Origin of the sequence: Rathayibacter rhapontici (assembly GCF_001995175.1) — a bacterium.
Lineage (GTDB): Bacteria > Actinomycetota > Actinomycetes > Actinomycetales > Microbacteriaceae > Rathayibacter.
In genome coordinates, this window is record NZ_MUKN01000034.1 from 1 (window position 1) to 23,553 (window position 23,553).

A 23,553-nucleotide genomic window follows, 5' to 3' on the forward strand; every position below is an offset into this window, starting at 1 on the left:
GGTCGCCGACTGCTGGACCACGGGGCGCCTGCTCGCCGCGGAGCTCGGGCGCGAGGTGAGCGTCTCGTTCATCTCGGCCGCCGAGCCGCGCGTCGCCGACGCGGTCGCCGCCGAGCGCGCCGCCCACCCCGGCGAGCGCGTCGTCGTCTCGACCTACCTCCTGGCCCCCGGCTACTTCACCGGGCTGGCCGCGTCCGCGGGCGCCGACGTCGCGTCCGCCCCTCTGCTCACCGCCGTCGACCCGCCCGCGCGCGAGCTCGTCGACATCGTCTCGGAGCTGTTCGGGCGCCACGCCTGAGCACTCCGCTCTCCCAGCACCACCACCGCTCCACCTCCCCTTCCCGAGCCCGCCCCCGCGCGCGCCGACCCTTCCCCGGAGGACCACGATGACTGCTGCACCACCGACCACCGCCCCCGCCACCGCCGCACTCGGCTCCGGCATCACCCGCCGGCCAGGCCGCTGGATCGACGGCTGGGACCCCGAGGACCCCGCTCAGTGGGAGGCGGAGGGGCGCTCCGTCGCCGGCCGCAACCTGCGCTGGTCGATCTTCGCCGAGTTCCTCGGCTTCGTCGTCTGGCAGCTCTGGTCGGTCGTCGTCGTGCAGCTGCCCGCGGCGGGCTTCGACTTCACCACGGGCGAGATCTTCTGGCTGATCTCGATGCCGAGCCTGGTCGGGGCGACGCTCCGGATCCCGTACACCTTCATGGTGCCCCGCTTCGGCGGGCGCAACTGGACCATCGTGTCGGCGGCGCTGCTGCTCATCCCGAGCATCGGACTGGCGCTCGCGGTCGGGAACCCCGAGACGCCCTTCGGAGTGATGCTGCTCATCGCGGCGCTCGCCGGCTTCGGCGGCGGCAACTTCGCCAGCTCCATGGCGAACATCACCTTCTTCTACCCGCACGCCCAGAAGGGCTACGCGCTCGGGCTGAACGCCGCGGGCGGCAACCTGGGCGCCGCCGTCGCCCAGCTGATCGTGCCGATCGCCATCACGATCGGCGCCGCCGCGACCGTGAACCTGCCGCTCGCCGGCTGGATCTGGGTGCCCCTGATCGTCGTCGCGATGATCGGCGCGTACAAGCGGATGGACAACCTCTCCACCGCCAAGGCCGACGTCGCCGCCTCCCTCGCCGCTCTGCGCGAGCCGCACCTGTGGATCCTCGCCGTGCTCTACATCGGCACCTTCGGCTCCTTCATCGGCTTCGCGGGGGTCTTCCCCAAGCTGATCGCCGACACGTTCCCCGAGTACTCGACCTTCGCCGTCGGCTCCGCGACCCTCACGCTCGCCTTCCTCGGCGCCCTCGTCGGCTCGCTCTCGCGCCCCTACGGCGGTCGCCTCGCCGACCGCTTCGGCGGGGCGCCGGTCACGATCGTCGCGTTCATCGCGATGGGCGCCGGCATCGTCGGGGTCATCGCGACCCTCCCGCTGGGCAGCTTCTGGCTGTTCCTCCTCGGCTTCCTCGTGCTGTTCGCCGCGGCGGGCATCGGCAACGGGGCGACCTACCGGATGATCCCCACCGTCTTCGCCCTGCGCGCCCGCCAGTCGGGCAGCGACGGCGTCGGCGCCCAGCGCAAGGCGGCGGCCGCTCTCGGCCTCATCTCGGCCATCGGCGCCTACGGCGGCTTCGTGATCCCGCAGCTCCTGGGCTTCTCCAAGACCGAGTTCGGCGATTACACGACGGCCCTGGGCTGGTTCGTGGGCGCCTACGCGGTGATGCTCGCGATCACGGCGGGCGTCTACCTCCGCCTCGCCGCGACGACGGGGACCAGGATCTAGGCATGGAGACCGCCGCCGCACCGTCCGCCCCCGCGGGCGTCGACTCCCACTGCCCCTACTGCGCGCTGCAGTGCGCGATGACGCTGACGCCGGTCGACGCACCGACGCCGATCGCCGTCGCCGGGCGGGAGTTCCCGACCAACCGGGGCGGGCTGTGCGCCAAGGGCTGGACGTCGGCCGAGCTGCTCGCGAGCGGGCAGCGGCTGCGCGCTCCCCTGATGCGCGGCGCGGACGGCTCCTTCGCCGAGGTGACGTGGGAGCGGGCGCTGGACGCGGTGGCGGAGGCGGTCGTCGCGACCCGCGAGCGCCACGGCGCCGACGCGGTCGCGGTGTTCGGCGGCGGCGGTCTCACCAACGAGAAGGCGTACCAGCTGGGCAAGTTCGCCCGGATCGCCCTCGGCACCTCGCGGATCGACTACAACGGCCGGTTCTGCATGTCCTCGGCCGCGGCGGCCGGCAACCGGGCGTTCGGAGTCGATCGCGGACTCCCGTTCCCGGTGGCCGATCTCGACGAGGCCGACACGATCCTCCTGCTCGGCTCGAACGTCGCGGCGACCATGCCGCCGTTCCTGGCGCACCTCGCCGGGGCGCGCTCGCGCGGCGGTCTCGTGGTCGTGGATCCCCGCCGCTCGGCGACCGCCCGGCTCACCGAGGACGGCGCGGGGATCCACCTCCAGCCCGCCCCCGGCACCGATCTGGCGCTGCTGCTCGGGCTCACCCACCTCGTGCTCGCCGAGGGGCTCGCGGACGCGGAGTACCTCGAGGCCCGGACGACCGGGTTCGACGCGGTCCGCCGCAGCGTCGCGTCGTGGTGGCCCGAGCGCACCTCCTCCGTCACCGGCGTGCCGGTCGAGCTGCTGCGCCGCACCGCGCGGCGGCTCGCCGAGGGCCGCTCCTACGTGCTCACGGGCCGCGGAGTCGAGCAGCACGTCGACGGCACCGACACCGCCACCGCGGCGATCAACCTGGCGCTCGTGCTCGGCCTGGTCGGCCGCCCGGGCTCGGGCTACGGCACCCTGACCGGGCAGGGCAACGGGCAGGGCGGCCGCGAGCACGGCCAGAAGGCCGACCAGCTGCCCGGGTACCGCTCGATCCGCGACCCGGAGGCGCGACGCCACATCGCCGGAGTCTGGGGAGTCGACGAGGCGTCGATCCCCGGACCCGGCCTCCCCGCCGTCGCGCTGCTGGGCGAGCTCGGCCGCTCCGTCCGCTGCCTGCTCGTGCACGGCTCGAACGTGGTCGTCTCGGCGCCCGACGTCGACGCGGTGAGGGCGGGACTCGAGGCGCTCGACACCCTCGTCGTCTGCGACTTCTTCCTCTCCGAGACGGCGGCGCTCGCCGACATCGTGCTCCCCGTGCCGCAGTGGGCGGAGGAGGAGGGCACCATGACCTCGCTCGAGGGCCGGGTGCTGCGCCGCCGCCGCGCCCTCGAGCCGCCGTCGGGCGTCCGCAGCGAGCTCTGGATCCTGAGCGAGCTCGCCCGCCGGCTCGCCGCGCCCTCGACCTGGTCGACCGTGCCGTCGGAGGTCTTCGACGAGCTGGCGCGCGCGTCCGCCGGCGGCCCGGCCGACTACTCCGGACTCTCGCACGCCCTGCTCGACACGGGAGCGGAGGCCTACTGGCCCTACCCCGTCGGCAGCACCGGCACCCCGCGCCTCTTCGGCGAGCGCTTCGGCCACCCCGACGGCCGCGCGCGGCTGGTCGCGGTCTCGGCCGCCGACCGCTCCGTCGTCGACCGCGGCGACGAGCTGACGCTGATCACCGGTCGCTACCTGCAGCAGTACCAGTCGGGCACGCAGACCCGGCGGGTCGCCGAGCTCGACGCCGCGCGGCCGGAGGCGCGGCTCGAGATCCACCCGGCGACCGCGTCGCGACTCGGCGTGAGCGACGGGGCCCCCGTCTTTGTGGGCAACGCGCGCGGAGTCGTCACCGCCCGCGCGAGCGTCACCGCCGACATCCGCCACGACACGGTGTTCCTGCCCTTCCACTACGCGGGGCGCCAGTGCGCCAATCTGCTGACGGAGGCGGTCGTCGATCCGATCTCGTCCATGCCGGAGTTCAAGCGCACCCGCGTCTGGGTCCGCGCGGAAGGAGTGCCCGATGCCGTCTGAGACCCCCGAGCGCGTGGTGCTCCTGGGCTACGGCCCCGTCGGTGCGCGCTTCGTCGAGGAGCTTCTGCCCGCCGTCCGCTCCGGCGCGGTCGCGCTGACCGTGGTCGGAGCCGAGCCCGAGGACGCCTACAACCGCGTGCTGCTCGCCGAGTACGCCGTCGGCCGGGCCGCGCGCGAGCGCCTCGACCTCGGCGACCGCGCGACGGCGGAGGAGGCGGGGGTCGTCTTCCGTCTCGGTGCCGCCGCCGTCGGCCTCGACCGCGCTCGCCACGTCGTCCGCCTCCACGACGACGAGCGCCTCGCCTACGACCGGCTCGTCTTCGCGACCGCGCGCGCGCGAACGTGCCCACCCTCGCCGGCATGGAGCGCTCGCGCCGCGACCGCCGGGTGCGCTCCGCCTCCCCCGAGACCCTCGATCAGGGCGCGAGTCCGCTGCCCGACCGCGTCGTGGCGCTCCGCGACCTCGCCGACGCGCACGTCGTCCGCGAGGCCGTCCGCGCCGGCTCGCGCATCGTCGTACTGGGCGCGGGAGTGCTCGGCGTGGAGTTCGCGCTCGCCGCCGCCGAGCAGGGCGCCGAGGTGGTCGTGGTCTACCACGGCGACATCCCCATGGGTCGCAATCTCGATCACGGCGGCGGGCGGATGCTCGCCTCGGCGGCCCGCGCGGCCGGCGTCGACATGGTCTCGCACGCCCGCTCCGAGAGCATCCTGCTCGCGCACGACGACCTCGGAGGCGCGCACTTCCAGGCGCTCGTCTGCGCCGACGGCAAGCAGATCGAGGGCGACCTGCTCGTGCTGTCCTGCGGAGTCGGCGCGCGCACCGAGCTCGCGGCGAGCGCCGACCTCGCGGTCTCGACCGGGATCCTCGTCGACGAGCACCAGCGCAGCTGGAGCGACCCCGACGTCTTCGCGATCGGCGACTGCGCGCACGTCGCCCCGCGCGGCTCCGCTCTGCCCGACGGCCGCGTCGAGGGCGGGCCCAGCGGACTGATCGGACCCGGCTGGCAGCAGGCCGACCGTCTCGCGGCGCGCATCACCGCGGAGTCCGCGGGCCGCGAGGCGGACGAGCGGATGCCCGAGGCGCGCCACGCCGTGGTCATGCTCAAGGCCGACGGCGTCGACCTCGTGGCCGGCGGCGACCCGACTCCGGAGCCGTGGGACGCGACTCCACACTCCGTCTCGTGCGCCGACCACGCCGAGGTGACGGTCTGGGCCGACCCCGCCCGCGGCGGCTACGCCAAGCTCGTGACGGTCGGCGGCGTGCTCCGCGGCTTCGTCTCGGTCGGCCTGCCGCGCGTGGGCGCCGAGCTGACGCTTCTGTTCGAGCGCGGCTCCGAGCTGCCCGCCGACCGCTCGAGCCTCCTGCGGCTGGACGCCCCGGACGCGGGCGCCGCGCCCACCGGCGACCCGTTCGCTCCCGACGCCACGATCTGCTGGTGCAACGGCGTCTCGGCCGGCACCATCGCCGAGGCGGCGGCCGCGGGGAACGACACCGTCGCCTGCATCGGCTCCGCGACCCGCGCCGGAACCGGCTGCGGCGGCTGCACGGGCCGCATCTCCGAGCTGCTGGCGCGCACGGCCGTCCCGGCCTGAGGCCCCGGACGCACCGGAGGGGAGGCGGGGCGGATGCCCTGCCTCCCCTCCCGGGAGCGTGCTCGGATCAGGCGCGCGAGGCGCGGCGCTTCACGGCGAGAAGCGACACGGCCCCGGCGAGGAGCAGCGCGGCGCCGCCGGCGGCGAGCCCGGCCGTCTCGGCACCGGTGCTGGCGAGCGTGCCGCGTCCGGTCCTGCCGGAGGTCGTCACGGCAGCCGGGGTCGACGGAGCGACGGGAGCGGCCGTGGCGGTCGGCGCCGGCGTCGCGGCAGGGCCCCCGCTCGACGCGCCGCCGTCGAGAGTCGCGGCCGCGATGAGGCGTCCGTACTCGTCGTAGGAGGCGTAGGTGTGCGGGTCGGTCGTGAACTCGGCGGGGATCGTCTGCGTGTAGGCGCCGTACTCGATCACGCGGAGGTCGAGCTGCGCCGGTCCGGAGGAGTCGGACGTCCCCCCTCCGGAGTACAGGTAACCGGTGACAGCGAGGTCGTCGAGGTCGAACGGCGTGTCGGAGTCGAACTGGAGACCGCTGACCGCGAGGTCGAAGGCGACACCCGCCTCGTACTGGGCAGGCGCGATGTCGTAGTCGGTGAGCGGGATCAGCCTGCCGTTCTCGAGCTCGTCCAGGCTCGGCACATCGGGGACCGGCAGCGCGAGGAGCCTTCCCTCCTTCGTCGCAGTGTCGATCGTCCACACGGACGTCTCGCCCCGGTACGCGGTGACGGAGTACGTGTCGAGCGGCGGATCGTCCGTGGGGTCGCTCGGGTTCGAGAGGTAGACGTCCACCGGGCCGGCATACGTCGTCACGCTGCCGTCGCCTTCGGTGTCGAGGGACGCAGTCGTCCAGGTGACGCCGCCACCCGATCCCGGGACCCGCGAGCCCGCCACGGCGGTCCAGCCCGCCCACTCCGGGCCGAAGTCCAGCTGCACGATGCCGCCGTTGGCGGCGATGCCGTCCTTCTCGTCGGCGGCGGCGGGCCCGGCTCCGACGAGCACCCCCGCCGCGGTGATGGACAGGACGACGGCGGACCCCAGGCCGCCGATGATGGTGCGCGCGCGTGAGTCCACGTGCTTCCCCCCGGATGATGCTGATGTCGCTGCGGCGCAGATCGGCCGCTCAGGGCGATCATCCAGGTCTGCTCAGGGAATCACAAGCACTCGCTCACGATCGGTCGCAGAGAGTCACAGACCGGCGTCGACCACGTCGGCCACGCGGCGCGTGACCGCGCGCAGCTCGAGCTCCACGCCCCGGAGCCGCTCCTCGGCCTCCGTCGCGCGCCCGTCGGCCTCGTCGAGACGTCGCGTCGCGCCCCGGCCGCCTGGTCGCGCCCGCGACGGCCTCCGCCAGCGCCGCCCGGAGCTCGTCGGACGCCGCGCGCAGGGGCGGCAGCTCCTCGCGCAGGGCGGCGAGCTCGGCACGCACCACCGTCAGCTCGTCCCGCAGCGCGGCCGTCTCGGCGCGGACCTCCTCGGTGCGCAGGCGCGCCTGCTCGAAGTACGGCGCCACGAGGCGGTGCACGGCCTCGCGCAGGGCGAGTCCGCCCCGGCCGAGCTTCGTCGGCACGGAGCCGGGGGCCTCCCGGTACTGGTCGTCACTGGTCATCGTCGTCGTCCCGTCCGGAGAGCCGGCGGTGGAGCAGATCCATCGCCCGGCGGTCCTTGTCCATGATGGCGGCCTCGAGGCCGGTGTCGGCGGTGCGCTCCGCGAGGCCGCCCGGTCTGGTGCGACGCACGAGCGAGCGCTCGATCAGCTCGACCGACCGCTCGAACGAGAGCGGACCGCGCGCCGTCGCCCGCCCGCGCCGGCCGAGGGCCTCCAGGTCGACGGCTCCCGTGACCACGTCGCGCATCGCGGCGAGCAGGGAGTCGGTCGAGCGGGTGATCTTGAGGCAGTCCACTCCGTCGATCAGGAACTCGGCCACTCCGCTCGTGCCGGTCACGATCGGCACGCAGCCCGCTGCGGCCGCCTCGACGGGAGCGACGCCGAACGCCTCGCCCGACCAGGTCGGGAACAGGAACGCGTCGGCTCGGCCGTGCGCGGCGAGCACCTCCTCGCGCGGGCGCGCTCCGTGGAACACGACGATCCCGTCCAGGCCCGCCTCCGCGGCCCGGGCGCGGTAGCCCTCGACGTCGCCGTCGCCGTACAGGTCGATGCGGAAGTCGCGCGTGTCCTCCGCCAGCGCCGCGGCCGCTCGGAGCACCAGGTCGACGCCCTTGTGCTCGCCCAGCGACGCGGCGAAGGTGAAGCGGGTGGTCCCGCCGTCGCGGTAGGCGCGCTCCGCGCCCGTGTCCGGCGGCGTGCTCACTCCGCGGCCGATGACCTCGACGTCGCCGAGCGGCCGCCCGCCGGCCTCGATCGCCTCGACCAGGGCCGAGCTCACCGCCACGATCTCGCCGCGGGCGAAGTGCCGCGGGTCGTCCGCGCCGTACACGGCGAGCACCTGCTCGGGCAGGCCGTCGACGAGCTGGTTCGGGACCCGGTCGCCCAGGTTCCACATCCAGCTCGCGTCGACCGCGCGCAGCAGGTCGATCAGCGCGAGCCCGCCCAGGCCGACGAGGTTGAAGGCGACGACGTGCGTCGGAGCGAAGTCGCGCAGCTCCTCGAGCAGGATGCGCGTGTTCTCGAACCGCGACACCGCGCTCTCGTGGTGCATCAGCTGCGCGATCTCGCCGCCCGTCCGCGGCAGCGGGAAGTATGTCCGCAGGCTCAGCGTGCGGTGCACCTCGACCGGCGAGGGCTCGGGCGGGAGGTAGGTGGGCGTGGTCAGGACCCGCACCGTGTGGCCGCGCGCCGCCATCGCCTCGGCGACCCGCGCGCAGGTCATCTCGTAGCCGCCGAGGACCTGCGGCGGGTAGAGGTTGCTGACGAAGAGGAGCCGCAGCGGCGGGCTGTCGGTGGTCATGCGGGGGGCACCTGCGATCGGGAGTGGCGTCGTCGCGGAGGCGGGCGGTCACGGCGTCGGTGTAGCTCGCCCGGGCCTGGCGGTCGTTGCCGCCGTCCCAGTAGTTGACGAGGTACAGACCGGTCTGCTGGGTCCGCGGGACGAAGGGGAACAGCTGAGCGCGGGGCTCGATCTGGGCGATGCGGTACCCGGCGTCGACGGCGCGCACGTGCAGCCAGATGTCGTCGGCGTCGGGGGCGACCTCGCGGAACGCGTCGCCGTGCCGCGCCACCTCCTCCATCAGGGCGCGGGGGAACAGCTGCCCCGACACGGAGGTGCCGAACACGTCGAAGGACGCCCGGGTGTCCTCGACCGGGCGCCAGCTCGTGTACGGGGCGACCGCTCCGTCGACGAGGCCGACGCGGTGCGCGCGGTAGCAGAGCACCGTCTCGCTCGGATAGCGGGAGCGGGCGTCGAGCAGGCCGCGCAGCCACGTGGGCGGGTAGACGATGTCGTCGTCCGAGGTGACCAGGTCGCGCTCGCCCGCGCGGCCCGAGAGCAGGTGCGGGTAGTACTTCGTGTGCACGCGGTAGCCGTCCACCAGGCGCACCTCGAGACCTCGGCGGCGCAGCCGCTCGATCGCAGGGGGCAGGTCGGCGGCGAGCGCCGGGTCGTCGAGCCAGAGCACCAGCCGGGCGGGCCGGGCGTCACCGCGCGCGATCGACTCCAGGGCCACGTGCACGCGCCGGATGCGGTCGCCGTGAGTGGTCATCGTGACCACGACCTCGCCGTCGGGGTCGACCACCGGTCGGCGCGAGAAGCGGTTGGCGAGGTCCAGCGCCAGGAGCTCGACGCGGAACGCGAGCGACGCGGGGTGGTCGATCGGACGCGCGGCGAGGGCCGCCGCGCGGCGCTCGCGGAGCCGGCGGGGCACGGCCCGGACCCGGCGGGACGCGGCCAGGAGGCGGGTCCTCGGGCGCACCCTCCGACCGAGCGCGGCGAGCCGGGTGCGAGGTCGTACTCGGCGGCCGAGCGCGGCGAGGGCGGGATGCATCGCTCCAGGATAACCGGAGCCGTCGGCGGGCCTCCGGAGCGCTAGGCCCCGTCGACCACGGCGAACGCGCGCACCGGGAAGGTCCCGAATCCGCTCACCTTCGGCGGCACGGCGGTGAAGCGCGCCCCGGAGGCGGGCAGCTCGGCGAGGCCCGTCAGGTGTTCGACGACGTGCACCCCGGCGCCCAGGAGGAGGGAGTGGGCCGGGCGCGTCCCGGTGCCCTGGGTGTCGTCGATGTTCAGCGAGTCGATGCCGACGAGCACCGCTCCGCCCGCCACGAGCGCTCGGGCGCGTCCTCGGTGAGGAACGGGGCGTCGCGCGCGTACTCGGCCGTGGCGAAGTGGACGTCCCAGCCGGTCGCGAGCAGCACGGCGGCGCCGCGCACGTCGAGGCCGGCGAACGCCTCCGGCCCGACGGCCCGCTCGCCCCGCGCGGTCACGACGAGCGCCGGCAGGTCGACGAGGGTCGCGAGGTCCAGGCCCGCCAGGTCCGTGCCGCCGTCGTAGCGGTGGAACGGGCTGTCGAGGTAGGTGCCGGTGTTGCCGATCATCTCGATGACGTCCAGAGCGAACTCGGTGCCCGGCGCGTAGGAGGCGCGCGAGGCCTCGCGGGTGAGGTGCGGCCGGATGCGCGGCGCGGGCAGCCCCGGGTAGGTGACGAGGCCGTCCGAGACGGTGTGGCTGAGGTCGACGAGGCGGCGCGAGGAGGTCATGCGCCGATCCTCGCAGTGGCCGGATGTGGCCGTCCCGCTACTTCCTGCCACTCCCCCGCACCTTCGGGCCAGGCCTCCCGCGCCCGCGCGTCAGCGCTTGGGCAGCGCCGCCGACAGGTCCGCGATCAGGTCGTCGGCGTCCTCGATGCCGACCGAGAGCCGCACGAGCGATTCCGACACCTCGAGCGGGGTGCCCTTCACCGACGCGTGCGTCATCTCGCTGGGGTAGCCGATCAGCGACTCCACTCCTCCGAGCGACTCGGCGAGCTGGAACAGCTCCGTCGACTCGGCGAACTTGCGCGCGGCGCGGGGCGTCGCGAGCTCGACCGACAGCATGCCGCCGAACCCCGACATCTGGCGCTTCGCCAGTTCGTGGCCCGGGTGCGTCGGCAGCCCCGGGTAGTGCACGGCCGTGACCGCCGAGTGCTCGGCGAGGAACTCCGCGACCTTCTGCGCGTTGGCCGAGTGCCGCTCCATCCGGATCGCGAGCGTCTTGATGCCGCGCACGGTCAGCCAGGCGTCCATCGGGCTCGAGATCGCTCCGACCGCGAACTGCAGGAACCCGATCTTCTCGGCGAGGGGGCCCGAGCGCAGCGCGAGCGCGCCGCCCACCACGTCCGAGTGGCCGCCGAGGTACTTCGTGGTCGAGTGCACGACCACGTCGGCGCCCAGTGCCAGCGGCTGCTGCAGAGCGGAGGAGGCGAAGGTGTTGTCGACGACGACGATCAGGTCGTGCGCGTGGGCCAGGTCGGCCAGCTCCGCGATGTCGCTGATGGTCATCAGCGGGTTGGACGGGGTCTCGACCCACAGCATCTTCGTCTCGCCGGGGACGATCGCGCGCTGGACCTCGCGCAGGTTCGACATGTCGACGGCGGTGTTGCGGATGCCCCACGCGGCGTGCACGCGGTCGATCAGCCGGTGGCTCCCGCCGTAGGCGTCGTTGCCGAGCACGATGTGGTCGCCCGGGGCGAGCGCGGCGCGGAGCAGGGTGTCCTCGGCGGCGAGGCCCGAGGCGAAGGAGTACGCGACGTCGGCGCCCTCGATCGACGCGATCAGCTCCTGAAGGGAGTCGCGCGTCGGGTTCGCCGAGCGGGCGTACTCGTAGCCGCCGCGGAACCCTCCGATGCCGTCCTGGACGAAGGTCGACGTCATGTAGACGGGCGGTACGACGGCGCCGGTGGTGGGGTCGAACTCCTGTCCGGCGTGGATGGCGCGGGTGTCGAAGTGCTGCTTCTTGGGCATGAGCGTGCTTTCCGGGTCGAGAGGAGTCGGGGAGGGGGGTGCGCCGGTCACGCGCTGGCGAACGAGAGGAGGTCCTGCCGCGTGATCACCGCGACGGGCTTGCCCTCGTCGGTGACGAGGAGGGCGGTGCGGTCGGTGAGCGCGGCCCGGGCGGCCGAGACGCTCTCGCCGAGGCCGATCAGCGTCAGCGGGTCGCCGGCGGAGGGGCCGAGCGGGTCGGTCATGGACGCGGCGCCGCTGAAGACGCGGTCGAGCAGCTCGCGCTCGTCGACCGCTCCGACGACCTCGCCCATCACGACGGGCGGCTCGGCCGAGAGCACCGGCAGCTGCGAGACGCCGTACGTCGTCATGATCTCGATCGCGTCGCGGACGGTGTCGCTGGGGTGCGCGTGCACGAGGTCGGGCAGCTCGCCGGTCTGCGGATTCGCGGCGCGGGCGCGCAGGACGTCGCGGACCGTGCTCTCCTCGCCGTGCTCGAGGAACCCGTACGAGCGCATCCACCGGTCGTTGAAGATCTTGCCGAGGTAGCCGCGGCCGCCGTCCGGCAGCAGCACCACGACCACGTCGTCCGGGCCCAGGTCGGCGGCCGCCTTGAGGGCGACCGACACGGCGAGTCCGCTGGAGCCGCCCACGAGCAGCCCCTCCTCGCGGGCGAGCCGGCGGGTCATCGCGAACGACTCGGCGTCGCTGGAGGCGATGATGCGGTCGACGACGCTCGGGTCGTAGGCGCTGGGCCAGAAGTCCTCGCCGACGCCCTCGGTGAGGTAGGGGCGCCCGCCGCCGCCCGAGTAGACCGAGCCCTCGGGGTCGGCGCCGATGATCTGGACGCCGCCGTCCGACACCTCCTTGAGGTACCGGCCGGTGCCGCTGATGGTGCCGCCCGTGCCCACGCCGGCGACGAAGTGGGTGATGCGGCCGGCGGTGTCGCGCCAGATCTCGGGACCGGTGGTCTCGTAGTGGCTGAGCGGCCCGTTGAGGTTCGCGTACTGGTTGGGCTTGAAGGCGCCGGGGATCTCGCGGGCGAGGCGGTCCGAGACGGAGTAGTAGGAGTCGGGGTCCGTCGGCTCGACGGCCGTCGGCGTGACGACGATCTCGGCTCCGTAGGCCGTGAGCACGTTGCGCTTGTCCTCGCCGACCTTGTCGGGCAGCACGAAGACGCAGCGGTACCCGCGCTGCTGGGCGACGAGGGCCAGGCCGACGCCCGTGTTGCCGCTGGTGGGCTCGACGATCGTGCCGCCGGGCTTCAGCAGCCCGTCGCGCTCGGCCGCGTCGATGATGCGGGTGGCGATGCGGTCCTTCGAGGAGCCGCCGGGGTTGAGGTACTCCACCTTCACGAGCACGGTGGCCCGCACTCCGGACGCGACCGGTCCGAGCTTCACGAGGGGGGTGTCCCCGATGAGGTCCAGCACCGATTCGGCGTAGGCCATCCCGGTCTCCGGGCGTGCTGGCAGGGCTCGATCGAGGGTCATGGGAAAAGCGTAGCAACCGCTGTTCGGCATGTGACGGGAGGCCCTGAACCGGTGCCGGGAACCCGCGCGGGCCCCGTGACGCGGGTGCTCCGAGTGCCCTATCGTGGGGCTCCGCGGCCGTGTCGACGCCCGCTCGAGACGCCCCCCGAGACGCGCGGAACGGACCAGCATGACCACTCCGATCGCCGCCGTTCCGCGGCGTCCGGCCGACGGCCGACTCCTGCGCCTGCTCGGGCCCGCCATGGTCGCCGGAGTCGCCTACCTCGATCCCGGCAACGTCGCCAGCAACATGACGGCCGGCGCCCGCTTCGGCTACCTGCTCGTCTGGGTGGTGGTCCTGGGCAACCTCATGGCGTGGCTGATCCAGTACCTCTCGGCCAAGCTCGGGCTGATGACGGGCCGCAGCCTCCCCGAGCTGCTCGGCGACCGGCTGCGCGGCCGCTGGGGCCGCCGGGCCTACTGGGTGCAGGCCGAGGTCGTCGCGATGGCGACCGACCTGGCCGAGGTGATCGGCGGCGCGATCGCGCTGAACCTGCTGTTCGGGCTGCCGCTGCTCGTCGGCGGTCTGGTGACCGGCGCCGTGTCGCTCGCTCTCCTGCTCATCCAGACCCGCGGAGGGGCGCGGCCCTTCGAGCGCGTCATCACGGCGCTGATGGTGGTCATCGCCGTCGGCTTCACGATCGGGGTCGTCGTCGATCCGCCCGACGCCGGCTCGGCCGTCGCGGGGCTCGTGCCGCGCTTCGAGGGCTCGGAGTCGGTTCTGCTCGCCGCGTCGATCCTCGGCGCGACCGTCATGCCGCACGCCATCTACGCCCACTCCGCCCTCGCCCGCGACCGCTTCGGCCGCGTCGACGGCGTCGGCGCCCGCCGGAGGATCCTCACGGCCACCCGGATCGACGTCACCGTCGCGCTCGCGATCGCGGGCACCGTGAACCTCGCGATCCTCCTCCTCGCCGCCCACTCCCTCGCGGGCGTCGCCGGCACCGACAGCCTCGAGGGCGCGCACGCGGCGATCGGAGCGGCGCTGGGCCCCGTGATCGCGACGCTCTTCGCGGTCGGCCTCCTCGCCTCCGGGCTCGCCTCGACCTCGGTCGGCGCCTACGCGGGAGCCGAGATCATGCACGGCCTGCTGCACGTGCGGGTGCCGCTCGTCACCCGGCGGCTCGTGACGCTGATCCCCGCGCTCGTCGTGCTCGCCGTGGGCTTCGACCCGACCCGCGCGCTCGTGCTCAGCCAGGTCGTGCTCTCGTTCGGCATCCCGTTCGCCCTGGTGCCGCTGGTCATCCTGACGCGCGACCGCCGACTGATGGGCGATCAGGCGAACCGCTGGTTCACGACGCTGGGAGCGGTGCTCGCGGCGGTGTTCCTCATCGTGCTCAACGCACTGCTGCTCTGGCTGACCTTCGCAGGCTGAGCCGCCCGGCCGAACCCGGCGCCGATCGCGTTGATCCGATCCGGAGCCTGTCTCGTTATCCTCTGAGAGCGCCTCTCAGGGCGCCTGCGCCGCGCGACGGCGCGACCGCCCCCGGATGGAACGAGAGAACGCCGCCGTGCCCAAAGACACGATGTCCGCCAAGAACCGCGCCCGCCAGGAGAAGGTCGAGGCCTACAAGCGCGAGCAGGCGCGCAAGAAGAAGAGCGGCCGCATCTGGATCGTCTCGCTCTCGGCCCTCGCGATCCTCGCGATCGGCGGCATCGTGGCCGTCACCGTGATCGGCAACCAGCAGATCGTCGAGGCCCGCAACATCGACGGCCTGCAGACCTTCGAGAACGAGGCCGACCACGTCACCGGCGCGGTCGAGTACCCGCAGACGCCCCCGGCGGGCGGGCAGCACAACGCCGTCTGGATGAACTGCGGCGTGTACGACCAGCCCGTCCCGAACGAGAACGCGGTGCACGACCTCGAGCACGGCGCCGTGTGGGCGACCTACGACCCCTCCCTCCCCCAGAGCGAGGTCGACGAGCTGATCGCCGCGCTGCCCGACACCTACACCGTCGTCTCGCCGTACGAGGGCCTCGAGTCGCCGATCGTGCTCAGCGCCTGGGACGCCCAGGTCGCGATCGACTCCCCCGAGGACCCGCGCATCGACGCCTTCGTCGAGCGCTTCTGGCAGGCGTCGACCGCCCCCGAGCCCGGTGCGCCGTGCACCGGGGGCATCGACGCCCCCGGCAAGCAGTGAGGGCGGCAGCCGACGCCCGGGGCCGCCTCCTCGTCGCCGCGGTCGCCGTCGTCGCCCTCCTCCTGGGCGCCGCCGGCGGCTACGTGATCGGCGCGCTCGCACCGTTCGCGCCGACCGCGACCCCGTCCTCGACGAGCGCCGAGGCCGGCTTCGCCCGCGACATGCAGGTGCACCACCTCCAGGGCGCCGAGCTGGCGCTGATCGTGCACGAGCGCAGCACCGACAGCGAGGTCCTGACGATCTCGACCGACATCCTGCTCACGCAGCAGCAGCAGGCCGGCCAGCTCTTCGGCTGGCTCGTCTCGTGGAACCTGCCCCAGGCCTCCCCCGAGCCGTCGATGACCTGGATGGGCCGGCCGACCCTCGAGGCGCCGCCGACGAGCACTCGTCGATGGGCATGGGCACGGAGGAGGGCGTCGTGCCCTCGAGCATGCCCGGCCTCGCGACCCCCGATCAGATCCGCGCCCTCACCGCGTCCTCGGGCCGCGACCTCGACCGGATGTTCCTCGAGCTGATGATCGCGCACCACCGCGGAGCGATCGACATGGCCGAGGCGCTGCTCTCGCGCAGCCGCGACCGCGTCGCGACCGACTTCGCGACCTCCGTCGTGAAGGCGCAGGAGGCCGAGATCTCGCTGATGGAGCGGATGCTCGAGGCCCGCCCGGCCGCCTGACGCGCGTCCGTAAAAACCCCGTTTGCCGTCACCTGTCGCTTAAATTACTGTGAGTCTGCCCCGTTCACGGGCGTCCACTCACCAGCGCAGGGGCCTCACCATGACGACCGACACGACCAACGACGCCTCCTGGCCCCCTCCCCTGCCCTCGGCTCGACGCCCCGAGGAGAAGAAGCCGCGGCGCGTCCCCCTCTGGGCGCTGGTCTGGTCGTCGGTCGGTGCTCTCACGCTCGGCTCGCTCGTCGGAACGGGCACCGCCGGTTCGGACAAGGCCGACCTCCAGGAACAGCTCGACACGGTCACGCAGCAGCTGGACACCTCGCAGGACGCTCTCGCCCAGCAGGAGGAGGATGTCGCGGCCGCGGTCTCCGACCTCGCCACGGCCACCTCCTCGGCTGCAGGACTGCAGTCGAGGATCGACGCTCTCACCGCTGAGGCGTCAGTATCGGCGACGACGATAGCCTCCCGCGAGTCGCGCATCGCCGAGCTGGAGTCGGCCGCCGCCGCGGCTGCCGCGACGGCGCAAGCTGTCGTCGCCCCCGCGGCGGCGGCCGCGCCCTCGGCGCCAGCCGCTGCCGTGCCGGTTCCCGCGGGCGCCTCGACGTACTACGAGAACTGCACAGCGGTCCGGGCCGCAGGAGCCGCTCCCATCCGTACAGGCGATGCCGGCTACAGCCGCAAGCTCGACCGCGACGGCGACGGGATCGCCTGCGAGTAGCCGGACTCGCCGACGTCGATCCACTAGGAACGATCGGCGGCGAGTGGGCGCGAAGTGGGCTTCGCACCGCTCGCAGCGCCCGGTCGGCGACCACTGGCGTCAGCACCTGACGCCGAGGGGACGCGGACCGGGGCCTGCTCCACCGACAGAGCCCGGTCCGGGCCCACTCGGGGCGACGGCGTGCGGCTCAGGCGGTGACGGACGACTCGGCCTGCTGGGCGTAGAGGGAGGCGTAGAGCCCGTCGAGCGCCAGCAGCTCGCGGTGCGTGCCCGACTCGACAATGGTGCCGGCCGCGACCACGTGGATGACGTCGGCCGAGACGACCGTCGAGAGGCGGTGGGCGATCGCGATGGTGGTCCGGCCGCGCGACGCGTCGTCGAGGGCGGCCTGCACGATCCGCTCCGAGACGGTGTCGAGGGCGCTCGTCGCCTCGTCGAGGATGAGGACGGCCGGGTCCTTCAGCAGGACGCGCGCGATCGCGAGGCGCTGCTTCTCCCCGCCGGAGAGGCGGTAGCCCCGCTCGCCCACCAGGGTGTCGTAGCCGTCGGGGAACGAGACGATCGTGTCGTGGATGTTGGCGGCGCGCGCGGCCGACTCGAGCTCCTCCTGCGTCGCGTCGGGACGGGCGTAGCGCAGGTTGTCGCCGATCGTCGCGTGGAAGAGGTACGTCTCCTGGCTGACGATGCCGATGTGCGAGACGAGCGACTCCTGGCGCAGCTCGCGCACGTCGGTGCCGGCGAAGCGCACCGCGCCGCCGGTCACGTCGTACAGGCGCGGCACGAGGTACGAGATCGTCGTCTTGCCCGCTCCGGAGGGACCGACGAAGGCGACGAACTGGCCCGGCGCGATCGAGACGGAGACGTGGTCGAGGGTCGGCCGCACCTCCTCGGTCTGGTCGGGGTAGCGGAAGACGACGTCGTCGAGCTCGACGCGGCCGAGCTCCCCGTCGACGTCGCGGGCCCCCGCGCGGTCGGTGATCGCGGGCCGCAGGTCGAGGTACTCGAAGATGCGGGCGAAGAGCGCGCCGGCGGTCTGGAGATCCAGGGCGACCCGCATGAGCCCGAGGAGCGGCCACATCAGCCGGGCCTGCACGGTGGTGAACGCGACGACCGTGCCCGCGGTGACCGTGGTGCCGCCGAGGATCAGCCACGCGGCGGCGAGGTAGACGACCACGGGGATCACCGAGAGGAAGATCTGCACCGTCGCGAAGAACCACTGGCCGGACATCTGCTGGCGCACCTGCAGCTCGATCTGGCGGCCGTTCTCGTCGGCGTAGCGCGACACCTCCGACTCCTGGCGGCCGAAGCTCTTGGCCAGGAGGATGCCGGAGACGCTGAGGGTCTCCTGGGTGATCGCGGTCATCTCGGAGAGCGACTCCTGCGTCTTCGTCGCGATGCGCGCTCGGACCTGGCCGACGCGGCGCTGGGCGATCACGAGGACCGGCATGAGCACGAGCGCGACGATCGTCATCTGCCACGACAGCAGCAGCATCGCCACGACGGCCGCGATCACGGTGACCGTGTTGCCGAGCACGCTCGACACCGTGTTGGTGAGGACGCTGGCGACCCCGCCGACGTCGTTCGCGAGGCGCGACTGGATCACTCCGGTGCGGGTGCGGGTGAAGAAGCCGAGCTCCATCGCCTGCAGGTGGCGGAAGAGGCGGATGCGCAGCTCGCCCATCACGGAGTTGCCGACCGTGGCGGTGAGGAGCGTCTGCCAGACGCCGAGGATCGCCGAGAGCACCCAGACCAGCACCATGATGCCGACGAGCTCGAGCAGGACCGGGAGATCCGGGGTGCCGTCGGGCGGGAACAGGCCGCGGTCGAAGGCGAGCTGGGTGAGCAGCGGCGGCACGACCGTGAGGGCGGCGCCGACGAGGACGAGGACGACCGTGAGCGTCAGCTTGGCGCGGTGCGCGCGGAACAGATCCGCGATCCGCCGCAGCAGGTGCTCGACCCGCGGGGCCTCCTCGTTCTGCCGCCGCTGGCTGTCGGGATCGCTGCTCGAGATCCTGCCGCGCACCGCTCCCGGGCGCATGCCGCCGCTCGCCGCCACGTCGCCCATCCTGCTCATCGCTCGACCATAACCCCGGCCGCCGACACCTTCTCCCGCTTCCGCCCAGGGCGGATCCGTGCTTGCGCTCCACCCGATCGGCGCGGAACGCCGAACAGCCCCGGGGCCCCTGCTGAGCAGGAGTCCCGGGCCGTTCGAGGGTGAGGAGATCAGCCCTTGGTGGCGCCCGCGAGGAGGCCGCGGACGAAGAACCGCTGGAGGGCGAAGAACACGATGAGCGGCACGATGATCGAGATGAACGCGCCCGCCGTGAGCAGCTCCCACGACTGGCCGTAGGAGCCCGAGAGATCCTGCAGCGCCTTCGTGATCGGCAGCCCCTGCCCGGAGGTGAAGACGGTCGCGACCAGCAGGTCGTTCCACACCCAGAGGAACTGGAAGATGCCGAAGGAGGCGATCGCCGGCACCGCGAGCGGCAGGACGATGCGGAAGAAGATCTGGCCGTGGCCGGCTCCGTCCACGCGCGCCGCCTCGATGACCTCGCCCGGGATCTCCGAGATGAAGTTGTGCAGCATGAAGATCGCCAGCGGCAGGGCGAAGATCGTGTGCGCGATCCACACCTTCGCGTACGAGCCGTCCAACCCGTTCACCCCGAGCCCGGGGAGGATGTACAGGTTGCCGATGCGCAGGCCGTCCGAGAACAGCTGCAGCAGCGGCACGAGCGCCATCTGGATCGGCACGATCTGGAGCGAGAACACCAGGACGAAGAGCGTGTTGCGGCCCTTGAAGTCGATCCACGCGAACGCGTACGCCGCGAGGCTCGCGATCGTGATCGGGATCAGCGCCGCGGGCAGCGTGATGACGAGCGAGTTCACGAACGCCTTGCCCAACGTCAGGCTGTCGCCCGAGTTGATGGCGTTGACGTAGTTGTCGAGCGTGAAGCCCGGGTTGGCGAAGATCGTCCACCAGCCGGTCGTCTTGATGTCGTTCGCGGGGCGGAACGACGAGATGAACAGGCCGAGGGTCGGGATCGTCCAGATGGCGGCGATGATCGCCGCCGCGAGTGTCGCTCCGCGCGAGGTGGTGGCCTTGCGGACCTTGCCGCTGGCCGTCTCGATCCTCGACTCCCCACGGGCGAGGCGCCGTTCGGTGGTGCGGTCGACCGGGACCTGGATCGGGGTGGGCGTGACGCTCATCGGATCTCCCTCTGCTTGGCGAGCTGGCGGGCGTGTAGACGACGATCGGGAGCACGAGCAGGAACAGGATGACCGCGAGGGCCGCGCTGTAGCCGCTGCGGGCTCCGAGCTGGAACTGGCGCACCATCTCGAAGGCCAGGACGGTCGTGTCGGAGCGGCCGCCGGTCATCGCCGAGACGATGTCGAAGACCTTGAGGGACGCGATCGAGATGGTCGTCAGGACCACGACGATCGAGGAGCGGATGCCCGGCACGGTGACGTTCCAGAACGACTGCCACGCGTTGGTGCCGTCCAGCGACGCCGCCTCGAGCTGCTCCGCGGGGACGCCCTTGATGGCGGCGGAGAGCACCGTCATCGCGAAGCCGGCCTGCGTCCAGATGAGCACGACGACGAGGAACAGCGTGTTCCACGGCTCCAGGCCCAGCCAGTCGACCGGAGTGGCGCCGAACGCGGTCAGGATGCCGTTGAGCACACCGATCTGCTCGCCCTGGCGCACGTCGTAGAAGAACTTGAAGATGATCGACGCGCCGACGAACGAGATCGCCATCGGCATGAAGACCAGCAGCTTGAAGAACTTCTCGCCGCGGCTCTTGTCGATGAAGACGGCGTACGCGAGGCCGATGGCCGTCGCGGTGATCGGGGCGAGGAGCACCCAGACGACCGTGTTGAGGAAGGCGGTGATGCGTCGGGGCTCGTGAAGACCCAGACGAAGTTGTCGAGCCCGGCGAAGCCGGATCCGTCGTTCTTCATGAAGGCGTTCAGCGCGGTCGTGATCGTCGGGTAGATCAGGCCGATCAGGATGAAGAACGCGGCCGGAGCCATGAACGCGACCAGCTGGAGCCCGTAGCCCGCGCCTTTGCGGGATCGGAAGTCGAGCAGGAACAGCGCGCCGCCCAGCACGGCCGCGACGACCGCGACCCACATGACGGAGTTGTAGAGGCCGAACGCCAGGAGCAGGACGACCGGCAGGAGCACGGTGACCGCGAGACGCAGCAGCGTGTAGCCGGTGCCGCGGCGGGGCGCGACCTCGACGAAGAACAGGATGATCGCGACGACTGCCGCGAACGCGAGGAGGATGAGCGGGATCTGCGCGAGCGGGGGGATGCTCGCGAGCCACTGGAAGAATGCGGACATGGACGCCCTTTCGAGTGCGACTCTGAACTCAGGTGAAGCCTAGTCACGACGAGGGGCCGCCGCCCAGGGAGCGGCGGCCCTCGTCGTCAGGCTGCTAGGAGGTGTATCCGGCCTGGATCTCCTCGAGGACCTGGTCGGTGCTCGAGCCGTCGATCCAGTCGACCATGCCCTTCCAGAAGCTGTCGGCACCCACGGACTTCGGCATGAGGTCCGAGCCGTCGAAGCGGAACGTGGTGTCCTCGCTCTGCAGGATGGCGATCGAGTCCTTCAGGATGTCGCTGCCGGCGTTCTCGGCGTCGAGTCCCTTGTTGGCCGAGATGACTCCACCGAGCGCGACGCGGCTGTTGGCCCAGTCGGCGCTGGCCAGGTACTCCTGGACCTTCGCGGTGTCCTCGTCGTTCGAGAAGGCGGCGACCATCTCGCCACCACCGGTGACGGCCTGGGGGTCCTCGGCCGACATCGGCGGGGTGAGGAAGGCCCAGACGTCGCCGTCCTCGGACACGTCGGCGCCGGCCGAGATCAGGAAGCCCTCGAAGAAGGACGCCTGGTGGGTCAGCGCGCAGGTGCCGTTGGCGATGTTCTGCGCGACGTCGCCGAAGGCGGTGGAGTTGATCGACGAGACGTCGCCGTAGCCCGCGTTGACGAGGGTCGGGTCGAGGAGGATCGAGCCGACGGAGTCGAACGCGGCCTTGATCTCGGGGTCGGTGAACGGGGTGTCGCCCGCGATCCAGGAGTCGTACACGTCGGGACCGGCCTCGCGGAGGACGGCGTCCTCGATCCAGTCGGTGCCGGGCCAGCCCGACGCCTCACCGGAGTTGAAGCCCGCGCACCAGGACGGTCCGCCGGTCTTCTCGGCGATCGTCTTGCCGAGCGCCTCCATCTCGTCCCACGTGGTGGGGACAGAGACGCCCCACTCGGCGAACTTGGCCGGGGAGTACCAGATGTAGCCCTTGACGCTCGCCATCAGCGGAGCGCCGTACTGGGTGCCGTCGACCTGGCCGTACTTCTGCCAGTCCTCGGACCAGTTGTTCTGCACCTCGGTCAGGGCGCCCTCGGGCAGCTCCTGGACCTTGCCGGAGGCACGGTGTCGGCGAGCAGACCCGGCTGGGGGAAGATCGCGAGGTCGGGGGTGTCCCCACCCTGGACCTTGATGCCGATCTGCTTCTCGAACTCCTTGTCGCCGGTGTACTTGATGTCGATGCCCGACTCCTCCTCCCAGGCGGCCCAGGACTCCTCGAGGAGCGTGGCCTCGTCACCGTTGATGGTGCCGTAGACGTTCACGACGCCGTCGGCCGTGCCGACGGAGTTGCCGGTGCCGCCGCCCGCGTTCGGGTCGTTGGGGTCGCTGGCGCCGGAACAGCCGGCGAGCGCGATTCCGGCGGCCGCGAGAACGGCGACCGGAAGGGTGATACGGCGGTGCAGGGATGACCGCATGGTTCCTCCTCATTGAGTGGTGGTTCAGCCGAGGGCGAGGCCCGTCAGACTCGAGTGCCGCAAGGAGGTCCTCCGTGCGGATCACCGGTTTCACGTGGGCAGGGCTCCCACGGAGGGAAACCTTTCCACAACTTCGATGAAACCACAACGCCCGCGGTAGAGCGCTCTCTCAGATAACGATTCGGCGTCGAACCGCGGATCGCGCCGCGGAACGGCGGTGCTCGGCCTCGGCGCGGAATGGTGGCGACCCCACGGAAGGGGTATAACTTCCTGGAACCGTTTCCAGCATCGACGCCGGACGGGACGGGAGGTACGCCGTGACGGGCATCGAAGAGGTCGCCGAGCTCGCCGGGGTCTCCAAGGCCACGGTCTCCCGTGCCCTGAGTGGTCGCGGCTACGTCTCCGCCGGCACGAAGCAGCGGGTCGAGAAGGCCGCCGCGAGCCTGGGCTACGTGGTCTCGGCGAACGCCTCGAGCCTGGTCACCGGCCGCAGCAACAACGTCGCGGTGATCATCCCGGTGATCAACCAGTGGTTCTTCGGCGGCATCATCGACGGCATCGAGCACGCCCTCCTGGCGGCCGGTTACGACCTGCTGCTCTACAACATCGACAAGCACCGCGACGCGCGGCGCAGCGTCTTCGAGTACTACCTCGTCCGCAAGCGCGTCGACGCGATCGTCGCCGTGACCCTCGAGATCTCCCCCGGCGAGACGGAGGCGCTCCTCGCGCTGGGGAAGCCGGTGGTCGGCATCGGCGGCGAGCTCCCCGGGATCCCCACCTTCAGCATCGACGACGTCGCGGCCGCGCGGCTCGCGACCGAGCACCTGCTCTCGCTCGGCCACGAGCGCATCGTGCACATCGGCGGCCTGGCGGAGGAGGAGATGGACTTCCGCGTGCACACCAAGCGCCTCGTCGGCTTCCGCCAGGCCCTCGAGGCGGCGGCGCTCGAGTTCGACGAGAGCACCTTCACCCCGACCACCTTCGACATCCCCGGGGGGCACCGCGCCGGACGCCAGGTGCTGGGCGACCCGCGCACCCGCCCCACGGCGATCTTCGCCGCCTCGGACGAGATCGCGATCGGCATCGTGCTGGCCGCGCGCGAGCTCGGGCTGTCGATCCCGGAGGACGTGTCGATCATCGGCATCGACGACCACCCGCTGGCCGACCTCTTCGGGCTCACGTCGATCCGCCAGGACCCGCGGCAGCAGGGCGAGCTGGCCGTCGAGCTGATCCTCGAGGCCCTGGCGGCACTCGCCCGCGGGGAGGCTCCTCCCCCGGCACGGCACACCACGATCCCGGCGTCGCTCGTGATCCGCACCAGCACCTCGGCACCGCGAGGGGCCCGGATCGGAGCCTGAGGGGCAGAATCGG

General features: G+C 72.4%; 20 protein-coding genes and 2 pseudogenes. 10 read left to right on the top strand and 12 right to left on the bottom strand.

The window, feature by feature from the left end:
- The 4 genes from B0T42_RS20035 to B0T42_RS11845 all read left to right on the top strand — a co-directional run.
- A partial coding sequence (locus B0T42_RS20035; RefSeq protein WP_476748436.1) for a sirohydrochlorin chelatase family protein occupies positions 1–298 on the top strand: 298 nt, incomplete at its 5' end.
- A gap of 88 nt (positions 299–386) precedes the next feature.
- On the top strand, positions 387–1,775 hold the full coding sequence (locus tag B0T42_RS11835) for an MFS transporter (RefSeq protein ID WP_077223322.1): 1,389 nt from the start codon (positions 387–389) through the stop codon (positions 1,773–1,775).
- Positions 1,776–1,777: 2 nt separating this feature from the next.
- Positions 1,778–3,886, top strand: coding sequence for a molybdopterin oxidoreductase family protein (locus B0T42_RS11840; RefSeq protein ID WP_077223323.1), 2,109 nt, complete (start codon positions 1,778–1,780; stop codon positions 3,884–3,886).
- A 360-nt stretch (positions 3,887–4,246) separates the two neighbouring features.
- The gene (locus B0T42_RS11845; protein WP_342418242.1) at positions 4,247–5,479 is read left to right on the top strand and encodes an NAD(P)/FAD-dependent oxidoreductase; all 1,233 of its coding nucleotides are present in this window, start codon (positions 4,247–4,249) and stop codon (positions 5,477–5,479) included.
- A gap of 67 nt (positions 5,480–5,546) precedes the next feature.
- On the opposite strand, the gene B0T42_RS21370 is transcribed toward B0T42_RS11845, so the two are convergent.
- From B0T42_RS21370 to B0T42_RS11880, 7 genes are all read right to left on the bottom strand, one after another.
- On the bottom strand, positions 5,547–6,545 hold the full coding sequence (locus tag B0T42_RS21370) for an LPXTG cell wall anchor domain-containing protein (protein WP_077223324.1): 999 nt from the start codon (positions 6,543–6,545) through the stop codon (positions 5,547–5,549).
- 94 nt (positions 6,546–6,639) lie between these two features.
- Positions 6,640–7,080, bottom strand: a complete 441-nt coding sequence (locus B0T42_RS11855; protein WP_077223325.1) for a hypothetical protein — start codon at positions 7,078–7,080, stop codon at positions 6,640–6,642.
- Entirely contained in the window at positions 7,070–8,380 is a 1,311-nt protein-coding gene (locus B0T42_RS11860) for a glycosyltransferase family 4 protein (protein ID WP_077223326.1), read from the bottom strand. The genes B0T42_RS11855 and B0T42_RS11860 overlap by 11 nt, the downstream gene beginning before the upstream one ends.
- Before the next feature lie 1,074 nt (positions 8,381–9,454).
- Positions 9,455–9,676 (bottom strand): cyclase family protein, encoded by a 222-nt coding sequence (locus tag B0T42_RS21375; RefSeq protein WP_236720254.1) that lies wholly within the window; start codon positions 9,674–9,676, stop codon positions 9,455–9,457.
- On the bottom strand, positions 9,652–10,125 hold the full coding sequence (locus B0T42_RS11870; RefSeq protein ID WP_236720255.1) for a cyclase family protein: 474 nt from the start codon (positions 10,123–10,125) through the stop codon (positions 9,652–9,654). The genes B0T42_RS21375 and B0T42_RS11870 overlap by 25 nt, the downstream gene beginning before the upstream one ends.
- A gap of 90 nt (positions 10,126–10,215) precedes the next feature.
- Positions 10,216–11,367 carry a cystathionine gamma-synthase gene (locus B0T42_RS11875; protein ID WP_077223328.1) on the bottom strand — a complete coding sequence of 384 codons (1,152 nt, stop codon included), beginning with the start codon at positions 11,365–11,367 and terminating at the stop codon, positions 10,216–10,218.
- A 47-nt stretch (positions 11,368–11,414) separates the two neighbouring features.
- The gene (locus B0T42_RS11880; RefSeq protein WP_077223329.1) at positions 11,415–12,794 is read right to left on the bottom strand and encodes a cystathionine beta-synthase; all 1,380 of its coding nucleotides are present in this window, start codon (positions 12,792–12,794) and stop codon (positions 11,415–11,417) included.
- 211 nt (positions 12,795–13,005) lie between these two features.
- On the opposite strand from B0T42_RS11880, the gene B0T42_RS11885 reads away from it, so the two are divergent.
- From B0T42_RS11885 to B0T42_RS20680, 5 genes are all read left to right on the top strand, one after another.
- Positions 13,006–14,250, top strand: coding sequence for an Nramp family divalent metal transporter (locus B0T42_RS11885; protein ID WP_077223330.1), 1,245 nt, complete (start codon positions 13,006–13,008; stop codon positions 14,248–14,250).
- Positions 14,251–14,386: 136 nt separating this feature from the next.
- Entirely contained in the window at positions 14,387–15,016 is a 630-nt protein-coding gene (locus B0T42_RS11890; protein ID WP_236720256.1) for a DUF3105 domain-containing protein, read from the top strand.
- Positions 15,013–15,531, top strand: coding sequence for a DUF305 domain-containing protein (locus B0T42_RS22000; protein ID WP_077223332.1), 519 nt, complete (start codon positions 15,013–15,015; stop codon positions 15,529–15,531). The genes B0T42_RS11890 and B0T42_RS22000 overlap by 4 nt, the downstream gene beginning before the upstream one ends.
- Entirely contained in the window at positions 15,447–15,689 is a 243-nt protein-coding gene (locus B0T42_RS22005; RefSeq protein WP_269087523.1) for a DUF305 domain-containing protein, read from the top strand. Before B0T42_RS22000 ends, B0T42_RS22005 begins: the two co-directional genes overlap by 85 nt.
- 100 nt (positions 15,690–15,789) lie before the next feature.
- Positions 15,790–16,407, top strand: a complete 618-nt coding sequence (locus B0T42_RS20680; protein ID WP_077223334.1) for an excalibur calcium-binding domain-containing protein — start codon at positions 15,790–15,792, stop codon at positions 16,405–16,407.
- 187 nt (positions 16,408–16,594) lie between these two features.
- Here B0T42_RS20680 and B0T42_RS11910 read toward each other — a convergent pair whose 3' ends face one another.
- The 5 genes and pseudogenes from B0T42_RS11910 to B0T42_RS11925 form a co-directional block, all read right to left on the bottom strand.
- The gene (locus tag B0T42_RS11910) at positions 16,595–18,472 is read right to left on the bottom strand and encodes an ABC transporter ATP-binding protein (RefSeq protein ID WP_077223335.1); all 1,878 of its coding nucleotides are present in this window, start codon (positions 18,470–18,472) and stop codon (positions 16,595–16,597) included.
- A gap of 158 nt (positions 18,473–18,630) precedes the next feature.
- Positions 18,631–19,614, bottom strand: a complete 984-nt coding sequence (locus B0T42_RS11915) for a carbohydrate ABC transporter permease (protein WP_077223336.1) — start codon at positions 19,612–19,614, stop codon at positions 18,631–18,633.
- 103 nt (positions 19,615–19,717) lie between these two features.
- Positions 19,718–20,179, bottom strand: a pseudogene (locus tag B0T42_RS21385) (carbohydrate ABC transporter permease); the annotation flags it as partial.
- Positions 20,068–20,748, bottom strand: coding sequence for a hypothetical protein (locus B0T42_RS21390; RefSeq protein WP_236720257.1), 681 nt, complete (start codon positions 20,746–20,748; stop codon positions 20,068–20,070). The gene B0T42_RS21390 and the pseudogene B0T42_RS21385, both read right to left, overlap by 112 nt.
- Positions 20,749–20,842: 94 nt before the next feature.
- Positions 20,843–22,182, bottom strand: a pseudogene (locus B0T42_RS11925) (ABC transporter substrate-binding protein).
- Between the two features lie 317 nt (positions 22,183–22,499).
- On the opposite strand from B0T42_RS11925, the gene B0T42_RS11930 reads away from it, so the two are divergent.
- The gene (locus tag B0T42_RS11930; protein WP_077223337.1) at positions 22,500–23,540 is read left to right on the top strand and encodes a LacI family DNA-binding transcriptional regulator; all 1,041 of its coding nucleotides are present in this window, start codon (positions 22,500–22,502) and stop codon (positions 23,538–23,540) included.
- The last annotated feature ends 13 nt before the right edge of the window (positions 23,541–23,553 follow it).

Bases quoted from the DNA above. Each gene is read 5' to 3' on its own strand.
- B0T42_RS11835 (WP_077223322.1), top strand. From the start codon at position 387: ATGACTGCTGCACCACCGACCACCGCCCCCGCCACCGCCGCACTCGGC.
- B0T42_RS11840 (WP_077223323.1), top strand. From the start codon at position 1,778: ATGGAGACCGCCGCCGCACCGTCCGCCCCCGCGGGCGTCGACTCCCAC.
- B0T42_RS11845 (WP_342418242.1), top strand. From the start codon at position 4,247: ATGGAGCGCTCGCGCCGCGACCGCCGGGTGCGCTCCGCCTCCCCCGAG.
- B0T42_RS11855 (WP_077223325.1), bottom strand. From the start codon at position 7,080: ATGACCAGTGACGACCAGTACCGGGAGGCCCCCGGCTCCGTGCCGACG.
- B0T42_RS11860 (WP_077223326.1), bottom strand. From the start codon at position 8,380: ATGACCACCGACAGCCCGCCGCTGCGGCTCCTCTTCGTCAGCAACCTC.
- B0T42_RS11870 (WP_236720255.1), bottom strand. From the start codon at position 10,125: ATGACCTCCTCGCGCCGCCTCGTCGACCTCAGCCACACCGTCTCGGAC.
- B0T42_RS11875 (WP_077223328.1), bottom strand. From the start codon at position 11,367: ATGCCCAAGAAGCAGCACTTCGACACCCGCGCCATCCACGCCGGACAG.
- B0T42_RS11880 (WP_077223329.1), bottom strand. From the start codon at position 12,794: ATGGCCTACGCCGAATCGGTGCTGGACCTCATCGGGGACACCCCCCTC.
- B0T42_RS11885 (WP_077223330.1), top strand. From the start codon at position 13,006: ATGACCACTCCGATCGCCGCCGTTCCGCGGCGTCCGGCCGACGGCCGA.
- B0T42_RS22005 (WP_269087523.1), top strand. From the start codon at position 15,447: ATGCCCGGCCTCGCGACCCCCGATCAGATCCGCGCCCTCACCGCGTCC.
- B0T42_RS20680 (WP_077223334.1), top strand. From the start codon at position 15,790: ATGACGACCGACACGACCAACGACGCCTCCTGGCCCCCTCCCCTGCCC.
- B0T42_RS11910 (WP_077223335.1), bottom strand. From the start codon at position 18,472: ATGGGCGACGTGGCGGCGAGCGGCGGCATGCGCCCGGGAGCGGTGCGC.
- B0T42_RS11915 (WP_077223336.1), bottom strand. From the start codon at position 19,614: ATGAGCGTCACGCCCACCCCGATCCAGGTCCCGGTCGACCGCACCACC.
- B0T42_RS21390 (WP_236720257.1), bottom strand. From the start codon at position 20,748: ATGTCCGCATTCTTCCAGTGGCTCGCGAGCATCCCCCCGCTCGCGCAG.